Raw genomic sequence first — 18,383 nt, forward strand, 5'->3', positions numbered from 1 at the left:
ATGAAATGGAACAGAAAGTAAAAAAGAAAAGTGCTTTTGCAAGATATTCTGCAGGAGATAAAACATTTTTAATAGTTGGATATGTACTTTTGGGTTTGTTTGTACTTGCCATTATTGTCCCAATGGTGTACATCGTGGTGGCATCGTTTATGGACCCAATTACATTACAGAATAAGGGTATCACTTTTGAATTAGATAAATGGACAGTGACAGCTTATGAACGAGTTGTCAGCAACGCACAGATTTGGGTAGGCTTCAGAAATGCGATTGTTTATTCTTTAGTATTTACCTTCCTGTCAGTAGCAATTACTATGCTTTGTGCCTACCCAATGTCTTTAGATGACTTTAAGGGTAAAAAGTTTTTTAACGTAATTTTCATTATCACAATGTTCTTTGGTGGTGGTTTGATTCCTACATATTTGTTGATCAGCAATTTAGGAATGCTTGATAGTATGTGGGCGGTAGTTTTACCAGGTGCATTTTCAGTTTGGAATATGATTATTGCTCGTACATATTTCAAAGGAATTCCAAAGGAGCTTAGAGAAGCAGCAGCTGTAGATGGAGCAAATGAAATCACATTGTTCTTCAAGATTCTACTTCCTGTTTGTACACCAGTTATCGCTGTACTTTGCTTATGGCAGTTCGTTGGAATGTGGAACAGCTACTTTGATGCAATGATTTATTTAAATTCAGCATCTAAGCAGCCATTACAGTTGGTTCTTAGAGCAATTCTTATTCAGAACCAGCCTGATGCAGGTATGATTGCAGATATGCAGTCTACAGCAGAAAGAGCAAGACTTGCTGAGTTACTTAAGTATTCAACAATCATTATTTCCAGCTTACCACTTTTGGTTATGTATCCATTCTTCCAAAAGTACTTCGATGCAGGAATTATGGTAGGTTCAGTAAAGGGTTAAAAATTCAATAAGGGGGGACCCAGGATACTGGGGAGATTCCTTATTGACCTGAAGTGCCCATTGCCGAAGGCAATTATAGATGGCACTTCTTCATTGTTGCTAGCAACTGCACAAAGCAGTTCTATATATAGGAGGAGAAAGAATGAAAAAGAAAAGCGCAAAAAGAGTTGTTGCCGCAGCTCTTACCGTAGCTATGGCATCCACAATGTTTATGGGATGCGGCTCAAAGGGAAACAGTGCAAGCAATGCTGGTGATGTTGATATGGACAACCTATCATTCCCACTTGCTGAAAAGGTAACAATAACTGGTACAACTAGCTATCCAGTTGGAACAGAGGAAGATCCTAACAACCGTACAATCTTCAAGAGATTAGAGGAAGAGACAAACGTACATGTTGAGTGGACAGCAATTTCTTCTGATCAGTGGGGTGACAAGATTTCGCTTAACATGGCAAATGCAAATACACTTACAGATTTTGTATTTAATGCAGGATTCAGTGACAGTGATTTGTTAAGATATGCAGATCAGGGAGTTATCGTTCCAGTTGAGGATTACATTGATGCATACATGCCAAATCTTTCAGCTGTATTTGAAAAGTACCCTGAGTATCGTACAATGTGTGAAGACGAAGAGGGACATATCTGGGCTCTTCCATGGATTGAACAGCTCGGTTCAGAGAAGACAGCTATTCAGACAGTTGGTAACAACATGACATTCATCAATCAGAAATGGCTTGATTTCCTTGGACTTGAAACACCTACAACAGTAGATGAGTTTGAGCAGGTTCTTCTTGCATTCAAGGAGCACGCTCCAGAGCTTCAGAAGGAATTCGGCATCGATGGAGATATTATTCCAATGTCTTGTATCATAAATGATCAGGACCCTAACCTTCTTATCAACGGTTTCGGCGATGGTATTGGTGATACAGATATAGGACAGCATATTGCAGTTACAGATGACAAGAAGGTTGTTTGTACAGCAACAACAGACGGATTTAGATCAGGTGTAGAATGGTTACACAAGCTTTATAACGAAGGTCTTATCGATCCAGAGTGCTTTACACAGGATTGGTCAACATACGTAGCTAAGGGTAAGTCACACAGATATGGTGTATGCTTCTCTTGGGACGTAGCAAACATTGATAACATCAATGATTATGTACCACTTGCAGCATTAAAGGCTGATACAGTTAGCGTAACACCACAGAACGGTTCATTCACATCAGGTTTTGATAGAGGACGTTGTGTAGTTACAAGTGTATGTGATAACCCAGCATTCGTTTGCGCATGGCTTGACAAGATGTATGATCCATTCCAGTCTCCACAGAACAACTGGGGAACATACGGCGAAGATGATGACTTCGATATCTTCGAGCTTGGCGAGAATGAGAATGGCGAGAAGATGCTTAAGCATGCAGCACTTGGCGATGCTTCACCAGTTGAGGTTCGTGAGGCTGAGTGTGTAGGTGGTCCACTTGCAATCTTAGATGAGTACTATGGCGTATATGTAACATGCCCAGATGATGCACAGTATCGTCTTGATTGGATTAAGGATTACTACACAAAGGATATGACATGCAAGTATGTATATCCAAAGGTATTTATGTCAGCAGAGGATACTGAAAAGCTTTCAGCAATCCAGACAGATTTAGTATCATACTTGAATTCAAGCAAGGCTGAATTCATCAGAGATGGTATTACTGATGCTTCATGGCAGGCATACCTTGATCAGGTAGATAGCTATGGCTTAGATCAGTACTTAGAGATTTATCAGAAGTATTTAGATGAATTCTATTCAAAATAAAGATGCGACCAAATTAGGTGAGGAAGGAAGTAACAATGAGTAGTCAAACATTGAGAGAGGCAAGACAATATGAGGAGGTATATGAGAAGCTGATACCAGCCGAGGAACGTCCTAAGTTTCACTTGTCTCCTAGAGTAGGATGGATGAATGACCCAAACGGATTCTGTATATATGGTGATAAATATCATATGTTTTATCAGTATCATCCATATGATGCCCATTGGGGACCAATGCACTGGGGTCACGCAATAAGCTCGGATTTACTTCATTGGGAGTTCCTTCCAGCTGCTCTTGCCCCTGATGAGTTTTATGATAAGGACGGAGCATTTTCTGGAAGTGCAATCACACTTGAAGATGGAAGGCATTTACTTATCTACACAGGCGTAATGAAGCGTACAGTTGAAAATGGACAGGTAAAAGAATTCCAGACACAGTGTATTGCTATTGGGGATGGCGTTGATTATGAAAAATATGATGCAAATCCTGTAATCAATTCAGACTTGATTCCTGAAGGTTCTAGCAAGACTGATTTCAGAGATCCAAAGATTTGGAAGAAAGATGACGGAAGCTACAGATGCTTAGTAGCAAACCGTGCTCCAGATGGCAGTGGACATTTACTTCTTTTCAAGAGTGATGATTGTATTCACTGGGATTTCGAAAAGATTTTTGCAAAGAACGAGCGCAGATATGGCCTTATGTGGGAGTGCCCAGATTTCTTTGAATTAGAAGGCAAGGGTGTTCTTTTAACAAGTCCACAGGATATGCTTCCTGAGGGATTTGAGTTCCACAATGGAAACGGAAATATTTGCATTATTGGTGATTATGATTCTGCTACAGACACATTCACTGAGGAAAAGGTTCAGGCTGTAGATTACGGAATTGACTTTTATGCTATGCAGACTATCAAGACTTTGGATGGCAGACGTGTCATGATTGGATGGATGCAGAACTGGGATACATCAGGTGCTCATGATGGAAAAGAGCCTTGGTTTGGACAGATGTCTCTTCCAAGAGAGCTTTCTATCAAAGATGGCAGATTATGCCAGTGGCCAATCAAAGAGCTTGAGGATATGCGTTCAGGCAAGGTTGAGTGTAAGGATGCATTAGTTGCAGCAACACAGGATTTAAAAGCAAGCGATAGCGAGTCTATTCAAGGCGGAGTATCCTTTGACGGGGTGAAGGGTAGATGCGTTGATTTGGAACTTGAGGTTAAGCCAGCAAATCCAGATGATATGTATGATAGATTTGTAATATCTATTGCAGCTGATGAAAAGTATCATACAGATATTGTCCTTAGACCAAAGGAAAATATTGCAAAGATTGACAGAAAGTTTTCTGGATCAAGACGTGCAATAGTTCACCAGAGACGTGCGCATATTCCATGGAATGGTGATTCTATCAAGGTTAGAATAGTATTAGACAGATACAGTATGGAAGTATTCTTTGAAGACGGCTTATATGTTATGACAGCATCACTTCCAACAGATGTATCATGTGATGGAATTTACTTTAACACTAATAAAGACGCTATTGTAAACATTGTAAAATACGATTTGCAGTAGTTAATAATGTGGATTAAATTATTGCCTCAGACGGACAAATGTCCGCCTGAGGCAAATTTTTTATTGTAATGTTGGAGATTTTATAGTATAGTATCAAAGGTGATTGCTTTAGTTAGTTAAAGTGGTTGTTTTACTACTAATTTCAAGCTTTTGTGATATAATTTATCCGAAAAAAGTATTTGAGAGGTATCACATGGATCTTTTTGATTACATGAGACAGGAAGCTAAGAAAAAAGAATCACCGCTTGCCGCACGCTTGCGTCCTACCACCTTGGATGAGGTTGTTGGTCAGCAGCACATTATTGGCAAGGACAAGCTTTTATATCGCGCCATTAAGGCAGATAAGCTTTCGTCTATTATATTTTATGGGCCACCTGGCACTGGCAAGACCACTCTTGCTCAGGTAATAGCCCACACTACAGCAGCGGAATTTACATCTATAAATGCTACCACTTCTGGAAAGAAGGATATGGAAGCTGTGGTTGAGGCCGCAAAGCAAACGCTCGGTGCTTACGGCAAAAAGACCATTTTGTTTATAGATGAGATTCATAGATTCAACAAGGGGCAGCAGGATTATCTGCTTCCGTTTGTTGAAGATGGCACAATCATTTTGATTGGTGCCACCACTGAAAACCCATATTTTGAGGTTAACGGAGCTCTTCTTTCAAGGTCAATTATCTTTGAGCTTAAGCCGCTTGATACAGAAGATATCAAGACTTTGATTATGCGAGCGCTGACAGATAGCGAAAAGGGCTTAGGAAGCTACGAGGCGGTCATTGAAGACGATGCTTTAGAGTTTCTTGCGGATATTGCAAATGGCGATGCCAGAAGCGCTCTTACAGCTATTGAGCTTGGTGTTCTCACAACAGATAGAGCTGAAGATGGAAAAATTCATATTACAATAGATGTGGCCAGTGAATGTATTCAACGCAGGGTTATCAAGTACGATAAGGATGGCGATAATCATTATGACACGATTTCAGCCTTTATTAAGAGCATGAGAGGCTCTGATCCGGATGCAGCTGTATATTATTTAGCTCGCATGTTATATGCCGGCGAGGATCCTAAATTCATCGCTAGACGTATTTGTATCTGCGCATCTGAGGATGTAGGTAATGCTGATCCTATGGCGCTTGTTGTAGCGACAAATGCATTTCTTGCAGTTGAAAGAATAGGTATGCCGGAATCACGGATTATTTTATCTCACGCAGCCACATACGTAGCTTGTGCGCCAAAGTCTAATTCGGCCTACGGAGCCATAGACTTAGCTTTGGAAGAGGTGAAAAATAACACCACGCGACAAATACCTACTCACCTTCAGGATGCTCATTACAAATCAGCAGGAAAGCTTGGACATGGCATAGGCTACGAATATGCACACGATTTCCCAAATCATTTTTCGCATCAGAGATATTTACCTGAAGGTTTGGAAATCGGTGATTTCTATAGACCAGGAAATTTGGGTTATGAACAAACGATAAATGCCTACTTAGATAAAATAAGAAATAGTTAAAGGCTTCCCCCTATGAGAGAAGCTGTCAGCGCAGCTGACTGATGAGGGCATTATAGGGCTAAAGAAAGGATCTACCAAATGAAAAAGTACAGCGAAATGACACCAGAAGAATTAGCGGCAGAGAAGGAGTTGCTAAGAAAGGAATTTGTACAGTGGCAGGCTAAAGGCCTTAAGCTTGATATGAGCCGCGGTAAGCCTTCAGTAGAGCAGCTTGATTTATCTATGCCACTTTTTGATATTCTTGACGGCAAGTCACTCATGAAGTGCATGAATGGTGTTGAAACCAGAAACTACGGTCAGCTTGAGGGTATTGTTGAAGCACAGCATCTTATGGCAGAGATTATGGACTGTCAGCCAGAGCAGGTAATCGTATGTGGTAACTCATCACTTAATATCATGTTTGATACTGTTGCAAGAGGATATATGTTTGGTTTTGATGGCTGTACACCATGGTGCAAGCTCGAGCGTGTAAAATGGTTATGCCCAGTTCCAGGTTATGATAGACATTTTGCAATTACACAGCATTTCGGTTTTGAGATGATTAACATCCCTATGAATGAGGACGGTCCAGATATGGATGTTATCGAAGGCCTTGTAGCTGCAGATGACACAATCAAGGGTATCTGGTGTGTTCCTAAGTACTCAAATCCACAGGGTATCGTATATTCGGATGAGGTTGTTCGCAGAATGGCAAACCTTAAGCCAGCTGCTAAGGATTTCAGAGTATTCTGGGATAACGCATATGCGGTACATCACCTTTACAAAGAGAAGAGCAAGATTTTAAATATTCTTCACGAGTGCGAAGAAGCAGACAATCCAAGCTTAGTATTTGAGTTTGCTTCAACATCAAAGATTACATTTGCTGGCGGCGGAATTGCAGCTATCGCATGTAACCACAAGAACCGTGAAGAGCTTAAGAAAACACTTACAGTTCAGACAATTGGTTTTGACAAGATTAACATGCTTCGCCACGCTAGATATTTCCAGGATGTTGAATCAGTTTCAAAGCACATGGAAAGACATGCAAAAATCCTTCGTCCTAAGTTTGAACTTGTAATCAAGACAATGGAACAGGATTTAACTGAGCCAGGATGTGGTTCATGGATTTCACCAAAGGGCGGATATTTCATCACATTCCAGGCACCAAAGGGCACAGCTACACGTATCGTTGATTTAGCAGCTGAAGCAGGAGTTAAGCTTACACCAGCAGGTGCTCCATTCCCATATCATATGGACCCTAACGATTCAATCATTCGTTTTGCTCCATCATTACCTCCAATTGAGGAATTGGAACAGGCGGCTAAGATATTTACAGTATGTGCAAGAATTGCATATGTTGAAAAGCTTATCAATATGAAGTCTGCAGAATAATAATTAAAGGCACCCAAGCTTGGGTGCCTTTTGTAATGCTTGCGCATCCCCATCCAGATTTGGTGCAGACATTGCTATAAATAGAATTAGGATAATGTACAAAGAGGTTCTAAAATGTTACACTAAGCGTAACGTTTAGAACTTCTTTTTTAGTTTATTGGAGGTAGCACAGTGAAGATAGGATTTATCGGTACAGGTAATATGGGCTCAGCTATGATGGGCGGAATTATTTCATCTGGAATGGTAGCGGCAGAAGATGTTATGGCAAGTGATATTTTTCAGGCTGCCCTTGATAGAGTGAGCGAAGAATTTGATGTTAAGACAAGCACAAATAATCGTGATGTTGTAGATTTTGCTGATGTAATTTTCTTGGCAGTAAAGCCACAGTTTTTAGCTCATGCAATTGATGGAATTAAGGATATGGATTATAGCAATAAGCTTGTTGTAAGCATTGCAGCGGGCCAGTCTTTATCAAAGCTTGCAGAGCTTTTTGGCAAGGAGTTAAAGCTGATTCGTGTTATGCCAAATACTCCAGCTTTAGTTGGTGAAGGCATGAGTGCTCTCAGCCCTAACAATCTTGTTAGCGATGATGAAGCAAAGGATGTTCTTAAATTATTTGAATCCTTTGGAAAGGCTGAAATCATTCCTGAAAAATTACAGGATGCAGTTGTTGGCATCAGCGGATCTTCACCTGCATATGTATTTATGTTTATTGAAGCTCTTGCAGATGGTGCAGTTGCAGAGGGCATGCCTCGTTCACAGGCATACAAATTCGCAGCACAGGCAGTGCTTGGTTCTGCAAAAATGGTGCTTGAAACAGGAGAACATCCAGGCGTTCTTAAGGATCAGGTTTGCTCACCAGGCGGCACAACAATCGAAGCCGTTGCAACACTTGAGGCCCTCGGCTTCAGAAATGCCGTAATCGAAGCGGAGCGCGTCTGCATAGACAAATCCCGCCAGCTATAGAAAACAGCTGGCGCCCACAGTTAATATAAAGTGGGCCCGCCTCGCACATGCCCCCACCAGCCCTGCAAACATGGTGTGATTTTGCGAATATTGCTGTTTTTCTTATGGACCAAATTTATACATCGCGCATGTGTCTTGTTGCGGAATGCACTATTTGAAAAAATGTGTGGCTAGGGCGAACACCTTTTAACTACAAATATATTTTAAAAATCTTTGCAGTAACTTGGGCTCATATTACATTTGCTAAGAAAAATAACGAAACAGGTTTTGCATATATAGGTACCGTGCTCCATGCAACGTCCTGTTGCTTGCGCACTTGCGCCGACGTCCGTGTCGGCGCATACCTATATATTGCAAAACCTGTTTCTATTTTTCTAAGCGCATTCCAAAATCGCCCAAGTTATCTGCAAAAATTCTTTAAAATATATCCGCTAAAAACACCTAGTGTTCGCCCTTAGACATACATTTTTTCAAATTGTACAGGCCTGCAAAAGACACATGTAAATAAAGATGTATAAATGGTCCATTAGAAAAACGCAATATTCATGCAATACACCATGTTTGCAGGGCCGGTGGGGGCATGCGTGAGGCGGGCTGAAAAAATAGCTGTGGGCGGCAGGCGGGCGCGATTGATTTTGGAGGCTATATTTGCTATTATCCTACTAATTAGATAGGCAAAAGGAGTAGGTGTAGTATGACGTTGGATGAAAAGTACGATGCACTTAAAGAGTATTTTAGGGGGCTTGGCAGCGTAGCCATTGCTTTTTCTAGTGGAGTGGATTCTACATTTTTGCTTTATGCTGCTCACGAGGCACTGGGGGATAAGGTTATTGCCGTGACTGCAGCTGCATGCTGGGTTCCGGCAAGGGAGTTGTCGGAGGCGAAGGAATTCTGTAGTAGACTTGGAGTCAAACACTTTATAGTGAGCGTGGATGAATCTGAAATAGATGGTTTTGTAGATAATCCACCTGAGCGTTGTTATCTATGTAAAAAGGAAATCTTTTCAAGGTTATTGAAGCTTGCCGAAGAACAGGAAATAGACTATGTTGCAGAGGGCTCTAATCTGGACGACAATGGGGATTATAGACCAGGACTTAGAGCCATAGCAGAATTAAAAGTAAAGAGTCCTCTTAGAGAAGTGGGGTTCACTAAGGCAGAGATACGTGAGCTTTCAAGGAAACATGGATTGCCTACAGCATCAAAACCATCCTTTGCATGTCTTGCCAGCAGATTTGCCTATGGTGAGACTATCACTAAAGAAAAGCTGAAAATGGTAGAGGAAGCAGAGCAGCTTCTTATGGATGAAGGCTTCACTCAGTTTAGAGTTCGCATCCATGGTGATGATTTGGCAAGAATCGAACTGCTGCCAGAGGAAATGGGGCGTATGCTGGAGGAAGAATTGAGACTTCGTATATACGATAAGCTGAAATCCTTTGGCTTCACATATATCTCACTGGATTTAAGGGGATATCGAATGGGAAGCATGAACGAAAAAATACTTTAATATGAAAGGCGGGGGGCAAAATGAAAATGTTTCAGGTTTCGACGCTGCAGGCGTTGATGCTAGGGTATTCTAGAGCTGTTATACCGGTATCAGAGTTGCTTAAGCATGGGGATATTGGAATTGGAACATTCACAGATGTGGATGGAGAAATGATTGTTTTAGATGGTACATGCTACAGAGCTATGGAAAAGGGGGATGTTGTCACTGCAGAACCGGATAGGGGCGTTCCTTTCTCAACTGTCTGTGTAATGGAAGAAAGCACACCTATAGAATTTGGGCAGATAAATAACATAGATGATTTAAAGACAGAATTAAATAATATCATTGATGCTCATTTTGGTTTGAACAGTATGCACATAGCTCGTATAGATGGTAAATTCGAGCTGGTAGATGCCAGGTCAGAATCCGGTTACAAATCTGTTCATGTTGATTTGAAAACAATACTTGGTAAAACCCAAAGAGCGTTTAAGTTTGAAAAAGTGGCCGGTACCCTTGTATGCGTATATTTTCCGGATTATATGGATGGAATAAATGCCGCAGGCTGGCATTTGCATTTTCTATCAGATGATAAAAAGCATGGTGGACATGTGTTTAATATAGTTATGAATTCAGGAAAAGGATGTATATCCAAAATAAATTCACTTGAATTAAAGCTGCCGGATGAACCTGTTTTTGATACCTTTGCCTTGAAGCAGGCATCAAAGGAGGAATTAAAATCAGTAGAGCAGGGAAAAGGCACTTGACAGGACATACATAAATAATTATACTTTACTCAAATAAAGTAAGGAGACAATCATGGCATTTACATCTATGCTTAATAATCTCAATAACAATAATAATAATTCCGTGAATAATAATCAGGGGATTTAATTTTATTGCGTTGATGAGATTAATGGTTGTTTCAAATAGTTAGAATTAGTAAGCCTCATCAAGCGGTAGTTTGATGGGGCTTGTTTATTGTCACTTTAAGGAGAAAAGATATGAGTGTTAAAACAACAGACATAAGAACTCTTTCTAGAAACTTCAAAGACTATGGAGACAAAGAAGTTACAGTTTCTGGATGGGTGCGCAACATGCGCGACTCAAAGACATTTGGATTTTTAGTACTTGCAGATGGTACATTTTTCAATCCTGTACAGGTAGTATTCAATCAGGATAAAATTGACAACTTCGATGAAGTTTGTCACTTAAACGTAGGTGCAGCAGTATACGTAACAGGTATCGTTACTCTTACACCAGAGGCAAAGCAGCCATTTGAGATTCAGGCTACAAAGGTTGAAATCGAAGGAAAATCTACACCAGATTATCCAATTCAGCCAAAGAGACACACAATGGAATACCTTCGTACACAGACACATCTTCGTCCACGTACAAACACATTCCAGGCAGTATTTAGAGTTCGTTCTCTTTGCGCATATGCTATTCACAAGTTCTTCCAGGAGCGTGATTTCGTATATGTACACACTCCACTTATCACAGGAAGTGACTGCGAGGGTGCAGGTGAGATGTTCCAGGTTACAACAATGGATCTTAACAACATCCCTAAGACAGAAGACGGCAAGGTTGATTTCTCACAGGATTTCTTTGGCCACGCTACAAACCTTACAGTTTCAGGTCAGTTAAATGGTGAGACATACGCCCAGGCATTCAAGAACATCTACACATTTGGACCTACATTCCGTGCTGAAAACTCTAACACAACTCGTCATGCAGCAGAGTTCTGGATGATTGAGCCAGAGATTTCATTTGCAGACCTTGAGGACGACATGATTCTTGCAGAGGATATGTTAAAGTATGTTATCAACTACGTTCTTGAGCATGCACCAGAAGAGATGGCATTCTTCAACAACTTCATCGACAAGGGACTTTTAGATAGATTACATCACGTTGCAACTTCTGATTTCGGTCGCATCACATACACAGATGCAGTTGCAGAACTTGAAAAGCACAACGATGAATTTGATTACAAGGTATCATGGGGCTGCGACCTTCAGACAGAGCACGAGAGATACCTCACAGAAAAAATCTTTGGCAAGCCTGTATTTGTTACAGATTATCCAAAGGAAATCAAGGCATTCTACATGAAACTCAACGATGACGGCAAGACTGTAGCAGCTATGGACTGCCTCGTTCCAGGCATCGGAGAAATCATCGGAGGCTCACAGCGTGAGGATGACTACGACGTACTCGTTAAGAGAATGCAGGAATGCGGCCTCAAGGAAGAAGACTACCAGTTCTACCTTGACCTTCGTAAATACGGTAGCTCTCGTCACGCCGGCTTCGGACTCGGCTTCGAGCGCTGCGTAATGTACCTCACAGGCATGGGCAACATCCGCGACGTCATCCCATTCCCACGTACAGTAGGTAACTGCGACTTGTAACCCGTCGGTTACGCTCTCAAGCCTGAGATATTGCTTCGCTACGCATAGAAAGCTTCGCTTGAGCAATACTCAGAGCTTGATAGCTACCGACTCAACTAAATTAACCAGGCGACAACATAACCTAGGCAGGCGCGAGCAAGAGGGCCCCATGGCTTGCAACAGAGGGGACCCACGCCGGCGGGGAGTTTCTGTTGCAAGTCAATGGGAGTTGGCTTGCGGGAGCACGGAAAAGTCGGATGTCGCCTAAACGTAGATTACGGACTAGGAGAGAATATGAGTAAGATATACATTCCGGAAGGATACGCTTCGGCGTTGGATTTGAAAGAGACACAGATTGCGATTAAGAAGGTGAAGGATTTTTTTCAGGCACAGCTTACAGCAGAGCTTAATCTTCATCGTGTGACAGCGCCTTTATTTGTTGAGCCAAAGTCAGGTCTTAACGATAATCTTAATGGTGTGGAGCGTCCTGTTGCATTTGGCGTAAAGGAACAGGGTGATAAAGAAGTTGAGGTTGTACATTCACTTGCAAAATGGAAGAGAATGGCTCTTGGAAGATATAAATTTAATGTAGGTGAAGGCCTTTATACAGATATGAATGCTATCCGTCGAGATGAAGATACTGATAATATTCATTCGATTTATGTTGACCAATGGGACTGGGAGTGTATAATAGAGAAGTCTGCTCGTAACGAGGAGACACTTAAGAAATATGTAAAGAGCGTTTACGCTGCACTTAGAGTTACGGAGAAGTATATAGCCAATGCTTACGATTACGTTGATTGTATTCTGCCTGAGGAAATTCATTTTATTACTACACAAGAATTAGAGGATAGATGGCCAGAGCTTGATGCTCACCAGCGTGAGTATGAAGCCGCTAAAGAATATGGTGCTATCTTCTTAATGAAGATTGGTGATTTGTTAAAGTCTGGAGAAAAGCATGATGGACGTGCACCAGATTATGATGATTGGCAGTTAAATGGTGATATTATAGTTTACTATCCTGTAGATGACATTTCCCTTGAGCTTTCTTCAATGGGAATTAGAGTAGATGAGGATAGCCTTATGAGCCAGCTTAAGAAAGCAGGCTGTGAGGACAGAGCAGAGCTTGAATTCCAAAAGGCAATTTTGGAGAAAAAGCTTCCATACACAATCGGTGGTGGTATTGGACAGAGCCGAATCTGTATGTTCTTTTTACGTAAGTGTCATATAGGTGAGGTACAGTGTTCATTCTGGCCTGAAGAGGACGTTAAGTACGCAGGTGATAGAGGCGTTATAATATTGTAGATATCTGTTTTTCCCAGGAAAACAGTTGTCATAGTTTTTAGTATCATATTTCATAGAAATCAATTAATAGTAGCCCTTTTTTACAGAGGGCTACTTTATTGCGTTTTTTTAAATAGATGTTTACTTTAAAACTTTAATGTGTTAAATTATATATAAACAGTTGGAGGGAATTTGTGCGTCCAAGGCGCACTGGGTTAGGAGTATATATTGCGATGAATAAGAAACTTGAAACAGCAGAAATGGATGAGCTTCTCAGAGCAATTCTTAGTCTTGAAACAGTTGAAGAAGCTTACGAATTTTTTGAAGATTTATGCACTGTAAATGAGATGGTAGCTATGAAGCAGCGCTTCGAAGTTGCTAAGATGCTACGTGAAGAACGCACGTACCAGGATATAGCTGATGAGACTGGTGCAAGCTCAGCTACTATTAGCCGTGTGAATCGTGCACTTAATTATGGCAACGATGGATATGATTTAGTACTTAAGAGAATTAGCGAGTAAGATACCAGTCTAATTCTTAGAATTCTAGTAATAGTATTTCATACGTGATAAAATATGAGATGTAGTTTTTGAAACTGCATCTCATTTTTTGCTGCTTTTTTGAAGCAAAGCTCTTTTTAATCAGGAGGAAATATGGATAATTCAAGAAATAGACTAAATGATATATTGCATCAATTAGCAGAGATAGATTATGTCCATCCGCAGGATATTCCAAATATAGATTTATATATGGATCAGGTATTAACATTCTTGGATCAGGAGCTGGGCACTGTGCGAGAAGCTACAGAAGATAAAGCTATGACCAAGACAATGATAAATAATTACACTAAAAATCAGATATTACCATCTCCAGAGAAGAAAAAATACTCTAGAGATCATATGCTTAATTTGATTTTTATATATTACCTTAAGAATTTCCTATCTATGAAGGATATTAAAAAGATTCTTGATCCTATCAACGATAGATACTTTGGTGCAGATGAGGGGTTGGGATTTTTTGATATATATTCAGCTATGGTAGGTTTTGAAAGCAAGGTTGCAAAAGACGTAACAAAAGATATTATCAAGAAATACAACATCAGCAAGCAGGCCTTTTTGGAGCAGGATGATGAATCAAGAATTGAACTGCAGGAATTTACATTTATTTGTGAGCTGGCATTTGATGTGTTTGTGAAAAAGATGATGATTGAGCAGTTCATAGCAGGCCGAGAAGAAAAACAAGACGGAAAAGGCAAAAAAGGTACTGAAGAAAATCCAAAGTAATAAACAGATTAGGTGGATTGAATTCTATTTCTATGATAGAATAATAGAACAGATTTTCGAATTAGAACAGGATTATAGTTATGGATTTAAGTATTTTAAATGACAGACAGCGGGAGGGCGTAGTTACTACAGAAGGGCCAGTGCTTATTTTGGCTGGTGCCGGTTCTGGAAAGACAAGAGTACTTACACATCGCGTTGCTTACTTAATAGAGCAAGGGGTTATGCCATACAATATCATGGCTATCACCTTTACCAATAAAGCTGCCCGTGAGATGCGTGAGCGTATTGATAATATTGTGGGCTTTGGTTCCGATGGTGTATGGGTTGCTACATTCCATGCTAGCTGTGTTAGGATTCTACGTAGATTTTGTGAGAATCTTGGCCAAGGCTACAGCTCTAATTTCACAATTTATGATACAGACGATTGCAAAACATTGATGAAAGAAGTTTGCAAATATCTTCAGATAGACACAAAGCAGTTTAAGGAGCGTACATTCTTAAATGTAATCTCAGATGCTAAGAATAAGCTTATAGGGCCAGAAGAATTTACTAATCGAGCTATGGGCGATTACAATATGTCACGTCAGGCATCAGTTTATAGGGAGTACCAGGCAAGGCTTCGCCAGAATAATGCTTTCGATTTTGATGACCTAATCATGAAGACTGTTGAGCTGCTTAAATTAGATGGTGATGTTCGCTCTTACTACAACGATAAGTTTAAATACATCATGGTAGATGAGTATCAGGATACTAATGCAGCTCAGTTTGAATTAGTTCGTTTGCTTATAGGCGGTGCGCAGAATCTTTGTGTTGTAGGTGATGATGATCAGTCTATTTACAAGTTCCGTGGTGCTGATATTTATAATATTCTCAATTTTGAGCAGCATTTTCCAGCGGCTCACGTAATCAAGCTAGAACAGAACTATCGAAGCACTGGCAACATTCTAGAAGCGGCTAATGCTGTTATTGCTAACAACGAAGGTCGTAAAGAAAAGGCTCTTTGGACAGAGGAAGAAGCAGGAGACAAAATAGAGTTTCAGCAGTTTGATAGTGCATATGAAGAGGCTAGCTACATTGCTAGCAATATTGGCAGTGTAGTCCGCAAAGGAGAAGCTGATTACAGAGATTGTGCAGTGCTTTATCGAACCAATGCACAGTCCCGACTTTTAGAAGAAAAAATGATTTATGAGGGCATACCTTACAAGATTGTCGGCGGTGTTAATTTCTACAGCCGTAAAGAAATCAAGGATGTTCTTGCATACTTAAAGACTGTTGATAACGGCAGTGATGATATTGCCGTACAGCGTATTATCAATATCCCTAAAAGAGGAATAGGTGCAACAACAATAGCAAAGGTTTCTGATTTTGCTAGAGAGCACGGGCTGAACTTTTATGAAGCTTTAGTCCATGCCAACGATATCCCATCTATAGGTAAGGCAGCTGTAAAGATTCAAGGCTTCACAAATCTCATTGAAAAGCTTAGAGACATTGCTAACAATGAGTCAGTTTCGGCACTTGTAGAAGAGATTTTAGATCAGACTGATTATGTTGCAGAACTTCGAGCAGAAGGCACAGATGAGGCAAAGGCACGTATCGAAAATATCGACGAGTTGATGACAAAGGCTGTGGCATATGAAAAGGATGCTAGGGATGATGGCGAGGAGCCAACACTTTCAGGTTTCTTAGAGGATGTTGCGTTGGTTGCAGATATTGATAGTTACGAGGAGAGCGATAACTATGTAGTCCTAATGACACTACATGGCGCCAAAGGTCTTGAATTTCCTCGTGTATATATGGCAGGAATGGAAGATGGATTGTTCCCAGGACAGGGTGCCATATTTGATGGAGGTGGAGCTGATTCAGAGCTTGAAGAAGAGCGCCGTCTCTGTTATGTAGGTATTACTCGTGCTAGAGAGCACCTTACAATGACATCTGCAAGAATGAGAATGATTCGAGGAGAGACTCAGTTCTCAAAGATTTCCAGATTCGTTAAGGAGATACCAAAAAATCTCATGCATGGCAATCTCTGGGAGCCAAAGCCAACGGATGATTATTCAAGCACTCCAATAGGAGAATATTCTGTTTATCAACGTCCTACAGGTGGTAAGCCAAAGCTTACTACAAGCTACAGCGATAACAAGCGTTCGGTACGCGATACATTTAAGAGTAACGTATATACGGTAGGAAGCTCAACTACTGCCGTTGCAAATAAAAATGGGACAAAAATCGAAAAGGGTGAGCTACAGTACGCTATAGGCGATAGAGTTACCCATATCAAATTTAAGGAAGGTACAGTAAAGGATATCATTGATGAAGGTCGCGATTATGAGGTGACTGTTGAGTTCGATGGTGCTGGCGTTAAAAAGATGCTTGCGTCCTTTGCAAAATTAAAGAAAGTATGAAACGTGGAGAAGTTGTTCAAGGAAAAGTAATAAAAGTAAGCTTCCCAAACAAAGGAATAGTAGAAACAGCTGAAGGCGATAAGCTTAGAGTTAAAGGTGTTCTGCCAGGACAGACAGTATCTGTCAGAGTAAAAAAGTCCTCTAAGGAAAAGGCACAGGGCAATCTCTTATCAGTAGATGCACCATCACCTTTAGAGCTGGATACACCAGCATGTGTCCATTACGGCAAATGCGGAGGCTGCACATATCAGTCGCTTTCTTATGAAAAGCAGCTTGAGATAAAGGAAGGCATGATTCATGACCTGATGGTTCCTGTCATCGGAGAGAAAGTATGGTCTGCTACCTACGAAGGAATCAAAGCCAGTCCAAAGCAGTTTGAATATAGAAATAAAATGGAATTCTCTTTCGGTGATGAGGTAAAGGATGGTCCACTTTCCCTTGGGATGCATAAAAAAGGCAGCTTCTATGACGTAGTTACAGTCGATGGGTGCCAGATTATAGATGCTGATATGCGCCGTGTTTTGACTATCACTTTAGATTATTTCGTAAATGCGAATCAGTCATACTATCGCAAGAATACACACGAGGGCTACCTTCGTCATCTTCTTGTTCGTAAGGCGGCTAAGACAGGTGAAATACTTGTAGATTTAGTTACAAGCACACAGATAGATTCCACTTTTGAGGCAGAGCTTCTATCAAACTGGAAGCAGGCACTTTTAGATTGCCCAGATTGGGAAGGAAAGCTTACAGGCATTCTTCACACAAAGAATGATCGCGAGGCCGATGTAGTTTGTGATGAAGGAACAGAAATCCTTTATGGTCAAGATTGGTTCAAAGAAGAGTTGCTTGGACTTTCATTTACCATCAGTCCGTTCTCATTCTTCCAGACGAATTCACTTGGCGCCGAAGTGCTTTATAGTACAGCTCGTGATTTCATAGCAACAGGTGCCGATGGAGCTGAAGTATACGACCTTTACTCTGGCACAGGAACAATTGCTCAGGTCATTGCTCCAGCAGCTAAGCATGTTACTGGTGTAGAAATTATCGCAGAGGCTGTCGAGGCAGCGAAAGAAAACGCAAAGCTTAACGGTTTAGATAACTGCGATTTCATTGCAGGAGATGTACTTAAGGTATTAGACGATATTACAGAGAAGCCGGATTACATCATCCTTGACCCACCTCGCGATGGTATTCATCCAAAGGCTTTGGATAAGATTATCGATTACGGTGTTGATTCACTTGTTTACATTTCATGTAAGCCTACCAGCTTAGCCCGCGACCTTGAGGTATTCCTCGCTCGAGGCTACAAAGTAACACGCATAGCATGTGTAGACATGTTCCCAGGCACTTACCATGTGGAGACTGTAGCAAAAATTGATAAAGTATAATAATTAAGCATTCATAAAAAAGCTTCCGA

The 18,383-nt window shown here is 40.8% G+C and carries 14 protein-coding genes; all 14 read left to right on the forward strand.

Going from position 1 to position 18,383, the window contains the following annotated elements; genetic code table 11:
- Window positions 1-5: 5 nt before the first annotated feature.
- The 14 genes from T498_RS0103785 (at window position 6) to rlmD (ending at window position 18,354) form a co-directional block, all read left to right on the forward strand.
- Window positions 6-917 carry a carbohydrate ABC transporter permease gene (locus tag T498_RS0103785; RefSeq protein ID WP_028234773.1) on the forward strand — a complete coding sequence of 304 codons (912 nt, stop codon included), beginning with the start codon at window positions 6-8 and terminating at the stop codon, window positions 915-917.
- Window positions 918-1,059: 142 nt separating this feature from the next.
- Window positions 1,060-2,721 (forward strand): ABC transporter substrate-binding protein, encoded by a 1,662-nt coding sequence (locus T498_RS0103790; RefSeq protein ID WP_028234774.1) that lies wholly within the window; start codon window positions 1,060-1,062, stop codon window positions 2,719-2,721.
- A gap of 35 nt (window positions 2,722-2,756) precedes the next feature.
- Complete coding sequence (locus tag T498_RS0103795; protein WP_028234775.1) at window positions 2,757-4,283, forward strand: glycoside hydrolase family 32 protein; 1,527 nt, start codon at window positions 2,757-2,759, stop codon at window positions 4,281-4,283.
- A 193-nt stretch (window positions 4,284-4,476) separates the two neighbouring features.
- Entirely contained in the window at window positions 4,477-5,796 is a 1,320-nt protein-coding gene (locus T498_RS0103800; protein ID WP_028234776.1) for a replication-associated recombination protein A, read from the forward strand.
- Window positions 5,797-5,874: 78 nt separating this feature from the next.
- Window positions 5,875-7,167 (forward strand): aminotransferase, encoded by a 1,293-nt coding sequence (locus T498_RS0103805; RefSeq protein ID WP_028234777.1) that lies wholly within the window; start codon window positions 5,875-5,877, stop codon window positions 7,165-7,167.
- 171 nt (window positions 7,168-7,338) lie between these two features.
- On the forward strand, window positions 7,339-8,133 hold the full coding sequence (gene proC, locus T498_RS0103810) for a pyrroline-5-carboxylate reductase (RefSeq protein ID WP_028234778.1): 795 nt from the start codon (window positions 7,339-7,341) through the stop codon (window positions 8,131-8,133).
- Window positions 8,134-8,827: 694 nt separating this feature from the next.
- Window positions 8,828-9,637 (forward strand): ATP-dependent sacrificial sulfur transferase LarE, encoded by an 810-nt coding sequence (larE, locus tag T498_RS0103815; protein ID WP_036977740.1) that lies wholly within the window; start codon window positions 8,828-8,830, stop codon window positions 9,635-9,637.
- A gap of 20 nt (window positions 9,638-9,657) precedes the next feature.
- Window positions 9,658-10,380 carry an acetolactate decarboxylase gene (locus tag T498_RS0103820; protein ID WP_028234780.1) on the forward strand — a complete coding sequence of 241 codons (723 nt, stop codon included), beginning with the start codon at window positions 9,658-9,660 and terminating at the stop codon, window positions 10,378-10,380.
- A 237-nt stretch (window positions 10,381-10,617) separates the two neighbouring features.
- Window positions 10,618-12,018 (forward strand): asparagine--tRNA ligase, encoded by a 1,401-nt coding sequence (asnS, locus tag T498_RS0103825; RefSeq protein ID WP_028234781.1) that lies wholly within the window; start codon window positions 10,618-10,620, stop codon window positions 12,016-12,018.
- A gap of 273 nt (window positions 12,019-12,291) precedes the next feature.
- Window positions 12,292-13,302 carry an aspartate--ammonia ligase gene (gene asnA / locus T498_RS0103830; protein ID WP_028234782.1) on the forward strand — a complete coding sequence of 337 codons (1,011 nt, stop codon included), beginning with the start codon at window positions 12,292-12,294 and terminating at the stop codon, window positions 13,300-13,302.
- A 212-nt stretch (window positions 13,303-13,514) separates the two neighbouring features.
- Window positions 13,515-13,802, forward strand: coding sequence for a YerC/YecD family TrpR-related protein (locus T498_RS0103835; RefSeq protein WP_028234783.1), 288 nt, complete (start codon window positions 13,515-13,517; stop codon window positions 13,800-13,802).
- 132 nt (window positions 13,803-13,934) lie between these two features.
- Window positions 13,935-14,564, forward strand: a complete 630-nt coding sequence (locus tag T498_RS0103840) for a DUF1836 domain-containing protein (RefSeq protein WP_028234784.1) — start codon at window positions 13,935-13,937, stop codon at window positions 14,562-14,564.
- 80 nt (window positions 14,565-14,644) lie between these two features.
- Window positions 14,645-16,966 carry an ATP-dependent helicase gene (locus tag T498_RS0103845; protein WP_028234785.1) on the forward strand — a complete coding sequence of 774 codons (2,322 nt, stop codon included), beginning with the start codon at window positions 14,645-14,647 and terminating at the stop codon, window positions 16,964-16,966.
- On the forward strand, window positions 16,963-18,354 hold the full coding sequence (rlmD, locus tag T498_RS0103850) for a 23S rRNA (uracil(1939)-C(5))-methyltransferase RlmD (RefSeq protein WP_028234786.1): 1,392 nt from the start codon (window positions 16,963-16,965) through the stop codon (window positions 18,352-18,354). The genes T498_RS0103845 and rlmD overlap by 4 nt, the downstream gene beginning before the upstream one ends.
- Window positions 18,355-18,383: the final 29 nt, after the last annotated feature.

The organism is Pseudobutyrivibrio sp. MD2005, from assembly GCF_000621865.1.
Classification (GTDB): domain Bacteria; phylum Bacillota; class Clostridia; order Lachnospirales; family Lachnospiraceae; genus Pseudobutyrivibrio.

Excerpts from the sequence above, each read along its gene's own strand:
- T498_RS0103785 (WP_028234773.1), top strand. The coding sequence starts at position 6 with ATGGAACAGAAAGTAAAAAAGAAAAGTGCTTTTGCAAGATATTCTGCA.
- T498_RS0103790 (WP_028234774.1), top strand. The coding sequence starts at position 1,060 with ATGAAAAAGAAAAGCGCAAAAAGAGTTGTTGCCGCAGCTCTTACCGTA.
- T498_RS0103845 (WP_028234785.1), top strand. The coding sequence starts at position 14,645 with ATGGATTTAAGTATTTTAAATGACAGACAGCGGGAGGGCGTAGTTACT.
- rlmD (WP_028234786.1), top strand. The coding sequence starts at position 16,963 with ATGAAACGTGGAGAAGTTGTTCAAGGAAAAGTAATAAAAGTAAGCTTC.
- larE (WP_036977740.1), top strand. The coding sequence starts at position 8,828 with ATGACGTTGGATGAAAAGTACGATGCACTTAAAGAGTATTTTAGGGGG.
- T498_RS0103820 (WP_028234780.1), top strand. The coding sequence starts at position 9,658 with ATGAAAATGTTTCAGGTTTCGACGCTGCAGGCGTTGATGCTAGGGTAT.
- T498_RS0103800 (WP_028234776.1), top strand. The coding sequence starts at position 4,477 with ATGGATCTTTTTGATTACATGAGACAGGAAGCTAAGAAAAAAGAATCA.
- T498_RS0103835 (WP_028234783.1), top strand. The coding sequence starts at position 13,515 with ATGAATAAGAAACTTGAAACAGCAGAAATGGATGAGCTTCTCAGAGCA.
- asnS (WP_028234781.1), top strand. The coding sequence starts at position 10,618 with ATGAGTGTTAAAACAACAGACATAAGAACTCTTTCTAGAAACTTCAAA.
- T498_RS0103840 (WP_028234784.1), top strand. The coding sequence starts at position 13,935 with ATGGATAATTCAAGAAATAGACTAAATGATATATTGCATCAATTAGCA.
- asnA (WP_028234782.1), top strand. The coding sequence starts at position 12,292 with ATGAGTAAGATATACATTCCGGAAGGATACGCTTCGGCGTTGGATTTG.
- T498_RS0103805 (WP_028234777.1), top strand. The coding sequence starts at position 5,875 with ATGAAAAAGTACAGCGAAATGACACCAGAAGAATTAGCGGCAGAGAAG.
- T498_RS0103795 (WP_028234775.1), top strand. The coding sequence starts at position 2,757 with ATGAGTAGTCAAACATTGAGAGAGGCAAGACAATATGAGGAGGTATAT.